The organism is Pseudoalteromonas porphyrae, assembly GCF_001298125.1.
In the GTDB taxonomy this organism is placed as follows: domain Bacteria; phylum Pseudomonadota; class Gammaproteobacteria; order Enterobacterales; family Alteromonadaceae; genus Pseudoalteromonas; species Pseudoalteromonas neustonica.
The window spans coordinates 19,804-32,733 of sequence record NZ_LHPH01000021.1 but is presented as its reverse complement, the minus strand read 5'-3'; the positions used below and the strand labels follow the sequence as shown (position 1 = coordinate 32,733).

Sequence of the window (12,930 nt, the reverse complement as noted above, 5' to 3'; positions counted from 1 at the left end):
TATGACCACTTTGTTTGATCACCCTGATCACTCATTGTATTCCAATGGCATGACGTTTTTACGTCAGCCAATGGTACAAAATATCACAGACATTAATGCTGATGTTGTCGTACTGGGATTGCCATTTGATATGGCAACCTCAGGGCGCCCGGGCGCTCGTTTAGGCCCAGATGCTATTCGCAGAGCATCAGTGCATTTAGCATGGGAAGAGACTAAATACCCATGGACGTTCAAGTTGTTTGAACGTTTAAAGTTAGCGGATGCTGGTGATTTTACGTACCCAGTCGGCGATGCTGAATACTTTACTGCAAAGCTTGAACAGGCAGCTGCGGGCATTTTAAACCAAGGTAAAGCTATTTTAGGTCTAGGTGGCGATCATTTTGTCACCTTACCGTTATTACGAGCGCACGCTAAACGCTTTGGTAAAATGGCGCTAGTACATTTTGATGCTCATACAGACACTTATAGTAATGGTTCACGCTATGACCACGGTACCATGTTTTATCATGCACCGATGGAAGGACTGATTGATGTTGATCATAGTATTCAAATTGGTATACGTACTGATTTTGATCAAAGTAAACATGAGTTTGCCGTGATTGATGCCATGGCGGCTAATGATTTATCAGCGCAAAGCATTGCTGAGCAAATTTTAGCGCGCGTGGGTGATTTACCTGTGTATATCACCTTTGATATAGATTGTTTAGATCCCGCGTTTGCACCAGGTACAGGTACGCCTGTGTGTGGCGGTTTAACCAGCGACAAAGTGCTTAAAATATTACGTGCGCTTAAGGGCATTAATATAATTGGTATGGACGTGGTTGAAGTATCTCCCTCGTACGATCAAAGTGAATTAACAGCAATCGCTGCAGCAACCATTGCCAGTGAATTATTGCACTTATGGACGTTAAAGCATAAGTACTGATATTTTCATGGAAAATAAAAAGCGCCATCTAGGCGCTTTTTTGTCATTTATTTTTTTGTCTTCTTTTTAGTTATTTTTGTTTATTTTTTGTTGTTAAATGTTAATTTATTGTTTGCTCTATTGGTGAGCAATAATGATAATTAAGGAAGATATATGAAAACGATACTTAGAATATTATTACTTTCTGGCGCTGCACTAACTACAAATTCAGTTTTTGCAACTGACTTAGTGTGTGATGTTTACCCTAAAGGTAGTAATGGGTATAGTAGTAATGGAACAGCACGATGTGATGCATTCGACTTTAGTTTTGGAAATAGTACAACAGGTAAGTTTTACCTACAGAATATCTCAAAACCGATCAATCAAGTAATTTGGCAAGGTGACGCATCTTGTTCAGGTGGAACATCATGTACTGTTAATGTAAGAGCTTATCGATCAACTAGCGCTTCAGCTCTGATTTTATATAAAGATGGTACATATGAGACTACAAATATTGCACGTATGAGTTATGAAACAGGCCATTAATAGTATTAAGTGATGCTCAGATAAGAAGCACCAATTATCATTGGTGCTTCTATATGTTTAAATTCATTTATATATTCGTAGTAGTGTTTATTTATGAAATGGTGTTATGAAAATTTCATATTATGCTTTTTCGCATAAACTAAGCATACGGGGATCTCAATAACTACATAGGTTAAAAAGGTAAACCAAAACCAGTTAACCTTGAATGCTAACCAACTAAATTCAATACCAGAATTATAATAAAGACTGCCGGCAATCATTAAGGTTATGCCCGTTGCAATTAAGTCTTGCATTGATACTTTTTTAAAGTCATTCCCAGCAAAGCGTGGATAAATAAAACCATATCCTAGGCTGATGACCGTGACAGCTAAGATCAGTAAAGTGAGCTCAGGGGTCATGGTTTATATTGCCTTGCATGCTCAATTCGTTCTTGGCTGCTTGGGTGGGTTGATAAATACTTCAACCAATTATCTTCAAGTTCAGCATGTTGTTCTTCTAAGCTTTGTTGTAATGCTTCAATAGCATCTGCAAAATCGTGATTGGAATAGCCCAATTTAACCAGCTTTTCAATTGCATAATTATCGGCTTCTCTTTCCATATCGCGTGAAAATGCTTGTTGCAAAAATGAAGAACCAGAGCCAAGTACTACTTCTGTAATACCTTCCAAGTCACCAAAAATTACAGCCAAGACAACGGTACTTGCAACAGCTTGCGCAGATAGGCGCACACCATGATGATGCTCAACATGGCCAATTTCATGTAATAAAATAGCGCGTAGTGCATCGGGTTTATCTGCCAGTAACGTAACGAGCTCATCAGTAACAACTACTCGGCCATGTGGTAGGGCAAATGCATTCGCTGCAAGATAATCAGATTGATAAAATGACAGCCTGAACTTTGTGTTGTCCAATTCGAGTGCTGTGAGCATTTGGGCCCATTTACTTTGTAAATCAGCTTGTTGATCTATTGAAAGTTGAGTTGGCTCTAGCGCTATTTTTTCAATCACAGCAAGGCTTTGCTCGCCCATACTTTCAACCACCGCAGGAGATGCTACATTAACGCTGTATACGGCAATTGCAGGGATCCCTCTATAGAGAATAAGCCAAAGCAATAAAGGTGCGACAACAACGCTGAGCAAAATAAGGAGTTTATTTTTCTCTAAACGCTCACTGATTGAATATACTTTATTGCCAAACGGCCAACGAAAATCCACATCATCAGGAATAAAGCGCCCGCCATTACAAAAACTAAGTTGTGCGGCTACCCCCGGGATCGGGCTTTCTAATATGCAATCTATGGTTGATGCGCTATGGATTAAGTCATTATTTTGATTAAGCAGTTGCACTTGCTCATTATTGACTTGAGCCGTGCAATATTGATGCTGGCTGCTATTGGGGAAGTAATAGCAGCCTGTTACATGAAGTGCTTTCATCAAGTGAGTGAAATATCGATGTCAAACACATTTGCGGCTTCTTCAGCAAATGATGATTGCTGTTCTTGTACAGTATCCATAAGCGTAAGCGCGCCTGTATAAATAGTGACCTCTGTGGCAGCGGCAAGTAAATGTGCTTTACGTATTTTTGTCCACGGGTAAGCAAGACCTAAAGTGAAAATAATTGCCACTGCATTAGTAAATAAAAGGAAACCGTAAGCTGCGGGTTTAAGGTCTGACTTGAAACTGGCTATGTCTTCAAACTCGCTACTATTCAAAATATGGTTACGAATAATAGATTGATAAATTCCGCTAACTAACGTGAGCATCCCAATATACATTACAGCCATTAGCACAGGGAAAAGTAAAGTGGAAAAATTCAAGCTGTTGGTATCTAAACCATTAAAACTCATCGCTACACCTGCAATCCCAGCGAAAATAGCAAAGCCAATTAAACCAGCAAAGGTAACACCGATGGTAATCAATGCAGCCATATAATAAGTTTCGCCTTTAAGATTTACAGATAATGGTTTGCCACCATAGCTGATATTCTCATGTATGTATTGATCAATGCGCTTTAATGCATAAGGCATTAATAAGTACAGTGTGAATACACTTGCAATAGGGAGTAATACAAAGTTAATTAAGGCATCGCCGTAGTTACCAGAAAACGCAAAGCGTACATTACGATGGCGCGTCATACGCATATTAAAGCGCAGGCCTTGATTGATTATCCATGGCATTAAAAACAAAAAACCGAGTGCAAATAATAACCCGATGACAGGCAAAAATTGTACGACTAAGCTATAAATAATAAAAACTATTACTGCTAAAATACGGCCTTTGAGTATTTGCATAGGTGTTGCTAAATAATCAAAGCTATGGTTATCGACATGTGTGTTGCCATAAAAGTAACGATAAGTACGTACTTTTGCCCAAGCAGAGTAAATACCAAGGGTTAAAATACTTAACATAATATTAACGATCCAAATGCCAAAAAACTCTCCGGCTTTACCGTTAAATTGTATTTTTCCTTTGAAAAGAATGTTATCAGTTGATGGTGGTGTAGTCTGTATTGTGGGTTCCATATGAAATTCCATTTTCCTAAATTAGACTGGAATTTACTAAATTCCGCCATATTAAGCAATAAAAAACACGACACAGTCATCCCATGTTCATATTAAATATAGATGTTTATAAAGGTGTTTTAATGTTTTTCTGTTTTTTTCAAGTTCAGGATTTAGGATTAAATCTGCTATACTCTGGCCATCATTTTATGGGGCAGCTATGATTTCAAAAAACCAACTCAAGTTAATTCGTGCATTAGGTCAAAAAAAATACCGAAAGCAACATAATCAATACCTTGTACAGGGTGAAAAAAACGTACTTGAGTTATTGGCAAGTGGTTTAACAATGGTAGAGCTGTTTGCTACCCCCGCTTTTATTGAGCAGTATCAACAGCAAATTGGCTACGTAAAAGTAACGCCAGCCGATGAAGAAAGCCTCACTAAAGCCAGTACGCTAGTTTCAAATAATGCCGCAATTGCGATTGTTGAAATGCCACAGGTAAATGCCCCCAAAGCTGAGGGATTAATTTTAGCGTTGGACGGTGTGTCAGACCCCGGTAATTTAGGCACAATTATCCGCGTTGCTGACTGGTACGGTATTAAACATATAGTAACCAGTCTTGATAGCGCCGATCCTTACAATCCAAAAACCATTAGCGCGACAATGGGTTCATTTGTACGTGTTGCTGTCAGCCAAGTTGATTTAGCTGATTATTTAGTTGCGCTTAACCTACCTATTTATGGTGCTTTTTTAGAAGGTGAAAATTTGCACCATACTAAATTAGCCCAATCAGGCGTGTTATTGATGGGCAGTGAATCTCATGGTATTCGCACTCAATGTGCAGCGTTGGTCACTAATAAAATAACTATTCCGGCATTTGGCGAGGCTGAATCGTTAAATGTAGCCATGGCAACGGGTATTATTTTAGATAACTTTAAACGCCAAGCGTAACCTTTGTACTTACTTTTGCCGCCCATAACGGTTAAATTAAATACTGAAGCTATAACAATAAGAGTCGGTAAACCAACTAGATGCGTTTGAGCACCATAAAATTAGCGGGCTTTAAATCCTTTGTAGAGCCGACTAAAATTCCATTTCCTGATCAAATGACCTGTGTCGTTGGCCCGAACGGTTGCGGTAAATCCAATGTGATTGATGCCGTGCGTTGGGTGCTTGGCGAAAGCTCGGCCAAAAATCTGCGTGGCGATGCCATGACGGATGTTATTTTTAATGGCTCAACTAATCGTAAACCTATTTCGCAAGCATCAGTTGAACTGATTTTTGATAACACTCAAGGCCATTTACCTAATACCTTTGCTGATCGTAACCAAGTGGCAATTAAACGCTTAGTAACACGCGACGGGCAATCGTTGTATTTTCTCAATGGCAGTAAATGCCGTAAACGTGATATCACTGATATATTTTTAGGCACAGGCCTTGGCCCGCGCAGTTACGCAATTATAGAGCAGGGCATGATCTCACGTTTAATCGAGAGTAAACCGGCTGATTTGCGCGTGTTTTTAGAAGAAGCTGCCGGCGTGTCTAAATACAAAGAGCGTCGGCGTGAAACGCAAACTCGTATTAAAAGTACCCGTGAAAACTTAGAACGTTTACTTGATGTACGAAAAGAGCTGCAAGCACAGGTTGATAAGCTGGCAGTGCAATCAGTTGAAGCCAAAAAATATCGCGAGTTAAAAACGCAAGAACGCACATTAAAAGGTCAACTTGCTGTTTTGAAATGGCAAAAATTGCATCAGCAACAAGTGACTAAAGCCGATAAAATGGCTAAATTGAATGAGCAAATTAGTTTTTTTAAAACGGCTCACTCAGGTCATGATGATGTATTGGCAACCCTTGAAAGCCAAGTCCAACTGCGTATTGAGCGCCTCAACGAAGCCCAACAAAAGCAGCATCAAATTCATACAACACTTACACGTGTTGAGCAGCAACAAATAGGGTTAAAACAGCAACAGCAGGCTTTAAGCCAAAACCTGATCAAACAACAACAAATACAACTGCAAAGTCAGGAATCACAGCGATATCAAAGCAATCATGCGCAAGAGCTGGAAAACGTACTGCAAAGCGCGATTGAACACACGTTACTATGCACCGAGCAGGTGAGCGAAGTGGCGTCGCAAGTTGCGCTGTTAGATAAGAGTAAAGCGCAAAGTAGCAGTGCGTGGCAAAGTATTTATGAGCAATTTCAATCGATAAACACCGATCACAATAATCAGCAAAATGTACTCACTCAACATATTCAAAGCCAGCAATATATAAAAAAGCAGCAAGATACCCTTAAAATCGAGTTGGTCGAGTTGAGCACCAACCCAGTTGAGCAACAAGTGGCGCAGCAACAGCAATTAATGCAGTCCCTTACGCAAGAGCTTGCCTCAAAACAAACGACGTTAAATAAAGTACACGTTAGTTTGCAGCAGGCTAAAGCCAGTTTAGCCGACAGCCAACAAAGACATGACGACATTACTCAGCAATTAAATGAGAATAAAGCCAAAGTAGTTGGCTTAAACTCAATGCTAGTTGGTGACGATGCGCAAAGTAAGCATAATATGCTTGCTCAGCTGTGTGTCAAAACGGGTTATGAGCATTTGATTGAGCATGCTTTGCAGGGGCTTGAACATTTAAATGTGACGAAGGATGCTCAAAGCAATGCCGTTTGGCCTATTTCGTTAGTCGCGCGCAAAGGCTCATTAGCTGCATTAATCGAAAGTGGTGTTTACCCTGAATTATTACACCGTATTGCTTATAAAAATAGTTTTACAGTAGATGATTTAATCGATGACTTTTGGTTAGCTGTTATAGATGCGCAAGGTAATATGTATGGCCGTAACTGGCACCAAAATACGAATAAGAATGCTGATAATTCATTACTGATTAAACATAAGCAACTTGCTGACGCTCAGTTATTAGAATCAAAATTAACGGCTGATTTAATTAGTCACAGCGATGTATTAAACACGCAGCAACAAACATGCGATCAACTTTGCGCTCAAATGGAAGAGCTTAAAGGCGCAGTGCATCAGTTGGCACAGCAAATAGCTGCGGCGAGTACGCGTAGAGATATGCTAAAAGAACAACAATTGCATTTTAAAAATCAACAGCATAAGTTACAAGGAAAGTTGCAATTATTGGATGATGAATTTAGTTTTGTGGCAGGTAAAGTTACGTTACAAGAACAGCTTATAATTGATTTAACGAAGCAAAAGGCACTAATAAGTACAAGGCTTGAACAGGCAAAAATAGTTCAGCAGCAAAGTGATGAGCAATTTAAACACATTAACGCTGAACTTGAACGCTACAAAACTATTTCAAATCAAGCGACTTTGGCTGAGCAAAAAGCGCGCGGTGATTGTCAGCTCAGTGTTGCTAAATTACAGCATGCCATTACAGCCTGTGACACTGCGAGTGAAGCTGTAACTGAATTAACAATACAATTAGAAGATTTGGTCATGCCATTAGAAGAGGCCGCAGAACAAATAGTATTGTTATTAAAGCAAAATCAGCAAGGTGAAATTGAACTTAAAAACTTGCAAATAGCATTAGGTGAGGCTAAAACAGCTTTAGCAGATAAACAAGTGATGCTCAAAGGTTCGCAAGAAGAACTTGTTATTTTACAAGATCAGTTGCAACAACATGCTCTGGAAGAGCAAAGCTTGTTAGTTAAAGCACAGCTGGCGTTAGAGCCGCTAGATGAGTTGCAGCAAAACCTGAAAGATATTTTGGCGCAATTACCAGAGCAGGCCAATGCAACAACGTATCAGGGACATTTAAATAAAGTTACACAAAGTTTAAGTGAATTAGGAGCCGTAAATTTAGCTGCGATTGATGAATTTGAACAAGCTCAGCAACGCAGTCAGTATTTAGAGCAGCAACTGGAAGATTTAACTAAAGCGTTATCAACCCTAGAGGGTGCCATTGCAAAAATCGACCGAGAAACAAAAAATCGCTTTAAAACGACATTTGATCAGGTAAACCATGATTTTGGTGAGTTATTCCCTAAAGTATTTGGTGGAGGCAGTGCATATCTTGAATTAACCAGTGATGACTTACTAGAAAGTGGTGTTAGTATAATGGCACGACCACCAGGTAAGAAAAATTCAACAATTCACCTTTTAAGTGGTGGAGAAAAAGCGCTGACCGCATTATCATTAGTGTTTTCAATATTCAGGCTCAATCCAGCTCCTTTCTGTATGCTGGATGAAGTAGATGCACCACTTGATGATGCGAATGTTGGCAGGTTTTGCCGATTAGTGGAAGAAATGTCACAATCGGTGCAATTTATTTATATCAGTCATAACAAGATTGCCATGGAAATGGCGGGAAGGTTAACGGGTGTTACAATGGCAGAGCCAGGCGTATCGCGTATGGTTGCTGTTGATATCGAACAAGCAGTGCAAATGGCACATGCATAATTATTAATAGTTAAGTAGATAAATAATAAAGGTGAGGGGATGGCCGAAGAATTAAGATGGGTTTTAATCATTATCAGTGTAGTTGTCATTGGTGGATTATTAATACATGGCCTGTGGTCAGTTCGTAAAAAAGATGCACCTATTGCAACAAATGAGCGGGTTGAACCTACTGAGCAGCCCCCAGTGCAACGCCAACCAATATCAGAACCAATAGCAACACATACCTCGCAGCGTGATGAGCCGCAGTTTGGTGATCTTAGTTTTAGTGCATCAGATGAGCAGCCTAAACTAGATGAGGTAGTTGAAGATACGGTTACTGAGCAAACAAAAGCGCAGGAAGACACTAATAGCGAAGAATGTAAAAAAACAGATGAAGCGCCAGCAGCAGAAGACTTTATTATTGTGCATATCCAAATGCCTGAAGGCTTAACAATGGAAGGTAGTAAATTACTACCCGCTGTAAATACGCTTGGTTTTAAATATTCTGAAGAAGGCTTTTTTAATCGCCACTTAGACCCTGCTGGCCATGGTCCAGTGCTGTTTAGGTTAGTGAATATGTACAATCCTGGAACGTTCGATGTTGATAACATGGAACAATTTAGTACTGCAGGGATTAGTTTATTTATGACCTTACCCTGTGATGGCGATGGGCTTGCCGCATTTAATATGCTCCATAGTGCAGCGAAGAAACTGGCGGATGAATTTGGCGCCGCTATATTAGACTCACAGCGCGAAGAGATGACGGTTGATAGCGTACGTGATTACGTTGAAAAAGTGAGACGTTTTTCAGTTTAATTACCTGCTATGTAAAATTAATTAGTTAAGATTTTTATAAGCCACTTGGCGATGATTCGTTTAAGTGGCTTTTTATATTTTTGAGGTCAGTATGTCCACTTTAGTGCTTGCGCAAATAACGCAGCTACGTCAGCAATTAGAAGATCATAATCACAACTATTATGTACTCGATAACCCTAGTATCCCTGATGCGGAATATGACCGTTTATTACAACAGCTAAGTGCTTTAGAGAGCGAAAACCCGCAGTATGCAAGCGCGGATTCACCAACACAAAAGGTAGGCGGGGCTGCGCTTGCTAAATTTGAGCAAGTAGCTCACCAAGTGCCGATGCTGTCGTTAGATAATGCTTTTAGCGAAGATGAATTTACCGCATTTAACCGCCGTGTTAAAGAACGTTTAATGGACACCAACGAACTGACCTTTTGCTGCGAACCAAAGCTTGATGGCTTAGCTGTGTCTATTTTATATCGTAATGGTGTATTAGTGCAGGCTGCTACTCGCGGTGACGGGCATACTGGCGAAAATATCACAGAGAATGTAAAAACAATTCGTAATGTGCCATTAAAGTTACGTGGTGATGATTACCCCGGCGAAATTGAAATTCGCGGTGAAGTTTTTATGGATAGCGCAGGATTTGACAAGCTTAATGTTGAAGCCGAAAAGCGTGGCGAAAAAGTATTTGTAAACCCGCGTAATGCCGCTGCCGGCAGCTTACGCCAGCTCGATTCTAAAATAACAGCTAAGCGCCCATTGATGTTTTATGCATACAGCACAGGCATGGTTGCGGACGGCGAGCTTCCTAGCGATCATTATCAACAGCTTGCTAAATTAACAGATTGGGGCTTGCCGCTGTGTCCAGAAACTAAGTTAGTTGAAGGCCAGCAAGCCGCGCTTGAATATTATCACGATATTTTACAGCGGCGCAGCAACTTAAAATATGAAATAGATGGCGTTGTAATAAAAATAAATAATAAAGCCATGCAAGAACGTTTAGGCTTTGTTGCACGAGCACCGCGATGGGCAATTGCTTATAAGTTTCCTGCTCAAGAAGAAATAACCCAATTACTCGACGTTGAATTTCAAGTAGGGCGTACTGGTGCAATTACACCTGTTGCACGTTTAGAGCCTGTATTTGTTGGTGGCGTAACAGTATCAAATGCAACACTGCATAATCGCGATGAAATAGAGCGCTTAGGCGTAAAAGTAGGCGATACAGTCATTATTCGCCGTGCAGGTGATGTCATCCCACAAATTACTCAAGTGGTGCTAGATCGCCGTCCAGCTGATGCAAAGGATATTGAGTTTCCAGCGACTTGCCCAATCTGTGACTCGCATGTAGAGCGTATTGAAGGCGAGGCTGTAGCGCGTTGTACAGGAGGCTTAGTATGCCAAGCACAACGTAAAGAAGCGATTAAACATTTTGCCTCTCGCAAAGCATTTGATATTGATGGGCTTGGCGATAAAATTGTAGAGCAGCTGGTGGACAGAGAGCTTATTAAAACGCCTGCAGATTTGTTTATTTTAAAACAAGGGCATTTTGAGTCATTAGAGCGCATGGGACCTAAGTCAGCTAAAAACCTTGTTGCAGCGCTTGATGATGCAAAGCAAACAACGCTTGCTAAGTTTTTATATTCGCTCGGTATTCGCGAAGTTGGCGAAGCAACGGCGCAAAATTTAGCGAACCATTTTTTAACACTTGAAATGGTGACAACAGCAACGGCAGAAGCCTTAGTTGAGGTAAGTGATGTTGGTGAGATCGTTGCAAAACATGTGCGAGGTTTTTTTGCAGAGCAGCACAATTTAGACGTAGTAGAAGCATTAATTGCACAAGGAATACATTGGCCTGAACTAATACCACCGAGTGAAGAATCGCAGCCATTGGCAGGTTTAACCTATGTACTAACAGGTACTTTAAGTGTACTTAATCGTAATGATGCGAAAGCACGGCTACAGCAATTAGGCGCGAAAGTGTCAGGTAGTGTATCAGCTAAAACAGATGCGTTGATTGCGGGCGAAAAAGCAGGTTCTAAGCTCACTAAAGCGCAAGATTTAGGCATTGAGATACTAACCGAAGATGATTTAATTGCACTTTTGGCGCAGCATAATGGGTAACTTAACTGCCAATGCAGTTAAAGCTCAACAGCAGTCCATTATTGATCACTATAAGTGCCGCTGTACTTATAGTGAGTTTAATAAAGATAGGAAGTGCTGATGCGTTACGGACCGGAGTATTGGGATAAATACGGCACATACCGTACGCCAATCGCATTTCATTTGAGTTTACTTGTATTATTACGTGCTTATTTTATTTGGATTATTGCAGCGCTTAGCCGTCGTCCTGAGCTGGATATAATGTCGTTGGTTTTTAGATCAAAAAATGATTTTTTTAGTGCTTTGGCCATCGGCGCAATTGCAATTATTCCAGCGGTTATATTTTGTTTACGCAGGCCACAAAAAAGCACTGCTGGTGCTGCGAAATTAGCACGAATTTGGCGCTTCATGCGCTGGCCATTACTTGTTTGCGCAGCCGCTGATTTAGCTTGGTTAGTCATTCAAGCAGCACATAGTTATTATCAATTTTCGATGTTTTTAGCGCTACAAATGGTAACAGTGTTATGGGTGCTTCTGTATTTAGCCAAAAGCCGTTATTTAACGGTATTTTTTAATGACTGGCCCGATCCTGAAACGGATGACAAGAAGCACTAACATCAATCTTGGTTAGTAAGGACTATCAATGCAAAAAATTAATCAACGACTGGCGCTGATCGTCGCTTGTTTTGGCATCGTACTATTATTGTTGAGCTTATTTACTGGGCTATTACAGCAGCCTTGGTTTGTATTTTTAATAGCTTTATGGGTGTTCGTATTTAGCTCGTGCTGCTATCGGTTAACGTCATTTTTTAAAACACGTAATAGCCTTGATAAATTCATCCAACGCGATCAAGAAAACTTATTATTATTTACACTGACAGGCTTTTTTGATCGCACACACGGACCGCAATGGCTGGTTATAAATACGATTGAAAAAATACAATGCCATGATGATTTATTGTCTGTTTACTCTAGTAAAGAGCGACAATTATCTGTCAGCTTGCCGGCAACGAAAGCTGAGATTTTAGCGTATTTAGATTCACTTTTTACAGCCCGTGAAAAGCAATCTATTTTGATACAATGAAATAAAACCTTTAAAACAGCGGTATACTTAAACGCATCAAGTTAGTCGTTGCTTTTTGGAGGTATCATGAAACAACAGATCGGTTTAGGTGGAAGCTGCCATTGGTGCACCGAAGCTATTTTCAGTTCATTAAAAGGTGTTGAGAGTGTTGAGCAAGGTTGGTTTAAAAGCTCAGAGAACAGCAGCCAATTTAGTGAAGCGATTCGATTGCGCTTTGATCCTCATAAAATAAGCTTAACTGATTTAATTGCAATCCATATCGATACCCACAGTGCAACGAGTGAACATAGCATGCGTGAGAAATATCGTTCTGCAATTTATGCTTATACGAGCGCGCAATGTGAAGCTGCACAGCACGCGTTAGATTTAAAGCAAGCAGATTATAACAAGCCATTAATTACACACATTTTACTGGCAGGGGAGTTTAAACATTCACCGAGCCAGTATCAAAATTACTATTTTTCAAATCCTAACAAACCATTTTGTGAGGTACGGATAAATCCAAAACTCGCAATGTTATTAACGCACTACCATGATAATGTGGATAGCAGTAAATTAACCCATCTTGTATAAATGAGGTCA

12 protein-coding genes are annotated in these 12,930 nt (G+C 40.2%); 9 read left to right on the top strand and 3 right to left on the bottom strand.

Features of this window, described 5'->3' with window-relative positions:
• The first annotated feature begins 1 nt into the window (after position 1).
• The gene (speB, locus tag ADS77_RS16020) at positions 2 to 925 is read left to right on the top strand and encodes an agmatinase (protein WP_054455323.1); all 924 of its coding nucleotides are present in this window, start codon (positions 2 to 4) and stop codon (positions 923 to 925) included.
• A 153-nt stretch (positions 926 to 1,078) separates the two neighbouring features.
• Positions 1,079 to 1,450: a hypothetical protein gene (locus ADS77_RS16015; RefSeq protein WP_054206443.1), complete on the top strand. Its 372-nt coding sequence runs from the start codon at positions 1,079 to 1,081 to the stop codon at positions 1,448 to 1,450.
• 104 nt (positions 1,451 to 1,554) lie between these two features.
• Here ADS77_RS16015 and ADS77_RS16010 read toward each other — a convergent pair whose 3' ends face one another.
• Genes ADS77_RS16010 through ADS77_RS16000 form a run of 3 tightly spaced genes read right to left on the bottom strand, consistent with a single transcriptional unit; the run spans position 1,555 to position 3,970 of the window.
• Positions 1,555 to 1,848, bottom strand: a complete 294-nt coding sequence (locus ADS77_RS16010) for a hypothetical protein (RefSeq protein WP_054206442.1) — start codon at positions 1,846 to 1,848, stop codon at positions 1,555 to 1,557.
• Positions 1,845 to 2,882 (bottom strand): M48 family metallopeptidase, encoded by a 1,038-nt coding sequence (locus ADS77_RS16005; protein ID WP_054206441.1) that lies wholly within the window; start codon positions 2,880 to 2,882, stop codon positions 1,845 to 1,847. The genes ADS77_RS16010 and ADS77_RS16005 overlap by 4 nt, the downstream gene beginning before the upstream one ends.
• Positions 2,882 to 3,970, bottom strand: coding sequence for a YjgN family protein (locus ADS77_RS16000; RefSeq protein WP_054206440.1), 1,089 nt, complete (start codon positions 3,968 to 3,970; stop codon positions 2,882 to 2,884). Before ADS77_RS16000 ends, ADS77_RS16005 begins: the two co-directional genes overlap by 1 nt.
• Before the next feature lie 199 nt (positions 3,971 to 4,169).
• On the opposite strand from ADS77_RS16000, the gene ADS77_RS15995 reads away from it, so the two are divergent.
• The 7 genes from ADS77_RS15995 to ADS77_RS15965 all read left to right on the top strand — a co-directional run bounded on the left by ADS77_RS15995 (position 4,170) and on the right by ADS77_RS15965 (position 12,921).
• Positions 4,170 to 4,901, top strand: a complete 732-nt coding sequence (locus ADS77_RS15995) for a TrmH family RNA methyltransferase (RefSeq protein ID WP_054206439.1) — start codon at positions 4,170 to 4,172, stop codon at positions 4,899 to 4,901.
• An 80-nt stretch (positions 4,902 to 4,981) separates the two neighbouring features.
• The gene (locus ADS77_RS15990) at positions 4,982 to 8,377 is read left to right on the top strand and encodes a chromosome segregation SMC family protein (protein ID WP_054455321.1); all 3,396 of its coding nucleotides are present in this window, start codon (positions 4,982 to 4,984) and stop codon (positions 8,375 to 8,377) included.
• Positions 8,378 to 8,416: 39 nt separating this feature from the next.
• On the top strand, positions 8,417 to 9,172 hold the full coding sequence (gene zipA / locus ADS77_RS15985) for a cell division protein ZipA (protein WP_054206437.1): 756 nt from the start codon (positions 8,417 to 8,419) through the stop codon (positions 9,170 to 9,172).
• A 91-nt stretch (positions 9,173 to 9,263) separates the two neighbouring features.
• A complete protein-coding gene (ligA, locus tag ADS77_RS15980) occupies positions 9,264 to 11,285 on the top strand; it encodes an NAD-dependent DNA ligase LigA (RefSeq protein ID WP_054455367.1) in 2,022 nt (673 codons plus the stop codon).
• Positions 11,286 to 11,381: 96 nt separating this feature from the next.
• Positions 11,382 to 11,879 (top strand): DUF2919 domain-containing protein, encoded by a 498-nt coding sequence (locus tag ADS77_RS15975; protein ID WP_054455365.1) that lies wholly within the window; start codon positions 11,382 to 11,384, stop codon positions 11,877 to 11,879.
• Between the two features lie 28 nt (positions 11,880 to 11,907).
• On the top strand, positions 11,908 to 12,348 hold the full coding sequence (locus ADS77_RS15970) for a hypothetical protein (protein WP_054455319.1): 441 nt from the start codon (positions 11,908 to 11,910) through the stop codon (positions 12,346 to 12,348).
• Positions 12,349 to 12,414: 66 nt separating this feature from the next.
• Positions 12,415 to 12,921, top strand: coding sequence for a peptide-methionine (S)-S-oxide reductase (locus ADS77_RS15965; RefSeq protein WP_054455316.1), 507 nt, complete (start codon positions 12,415 to 12,417; stop codon positions 12,919 to 12,921).
• The last annotated feature ends 9 nt before the right edge of the window (positions 12,922 to 12,930 follow it).

Excerpts from the sequence above, each read along its gene's own strand:
- ADS77_RS15970 (WP_054455319.1), top strand. The coding sequence starts at position 11,908 with ATGCAAAAAATTAATCAACGACTGGCGCTGATCGTCGCTTGTTTTGGC.
- ligA (WP_054455367.1), top strand. The coding sequence starts at position 9,264 with ATGTCCACTTTAGTGCTTGCGCAAATAACGCAGCTACGTCAGCAATTA.
- ADS77_RS16005 (WP_054206441.1), bottom strand. The coding sequence starts at position 2,882 with ATGAAAGCACTTCATGTAACAGGCTGCTATTACTTCCCCAATAGCAGC.
- ADS77_RS15990 (WP_054455321.1), top strand. The coding sequence starts at position 4,982 with ATGCGTTTGAGCACCATAAAATTAGCGGGCTTTAAATCCTTTGTAGAG.
- ADS77_RS16000 (WP_054206440.1), bottom strand. The coding sequence starts at position 3,970 with ATGGAACCCACAATACAGACTACACCACCATCAACTGATAACATTCTT.
- speB (WP_054455323.1), top strand. The coding sequence starts at position 2 with ATGACCACTTTGTTTGATCACCCTGATCACTCATTGTATTCCAATGGC.
- zipA (WP_054206437.1), top strand. The coding sequence starts at position 8,417 with ATGGCCGAAGAATTAAGATGGGTTTTAATCATTATCAGTGTAGTTGTC.
- ADS77_RS16015 (WP_054206443.1), top strand. The coding sequence starts at position 1,079 with ATGAAAACGATACTTAGAATATTATTACTTTCTGGCGCTGCACTAACT.
- ADS77_RS15965 (WP_054455316.1), top strand. The coding sequence starts at position 12,415 with ATGAAACAACAGATCGGTTTAGGTGGAAGCTGCCATTGGTGCACCGAA.
- ADS77_RS15995 (WP_054206439.1), top strand. The coding sequence starts at position 4,170 with ATGATTTCAAAAAACCAACTCAAGTTAATTCGTGCATTAGGTCAAAAA.
- ADS77_RS16010 (WP_054206442.1), bottom strand. The coding sequence starts at position 1,848 with ATGACCCCTGAGCTCACTTTACTGATCTTAGCTGTCACGGTCATCAGC.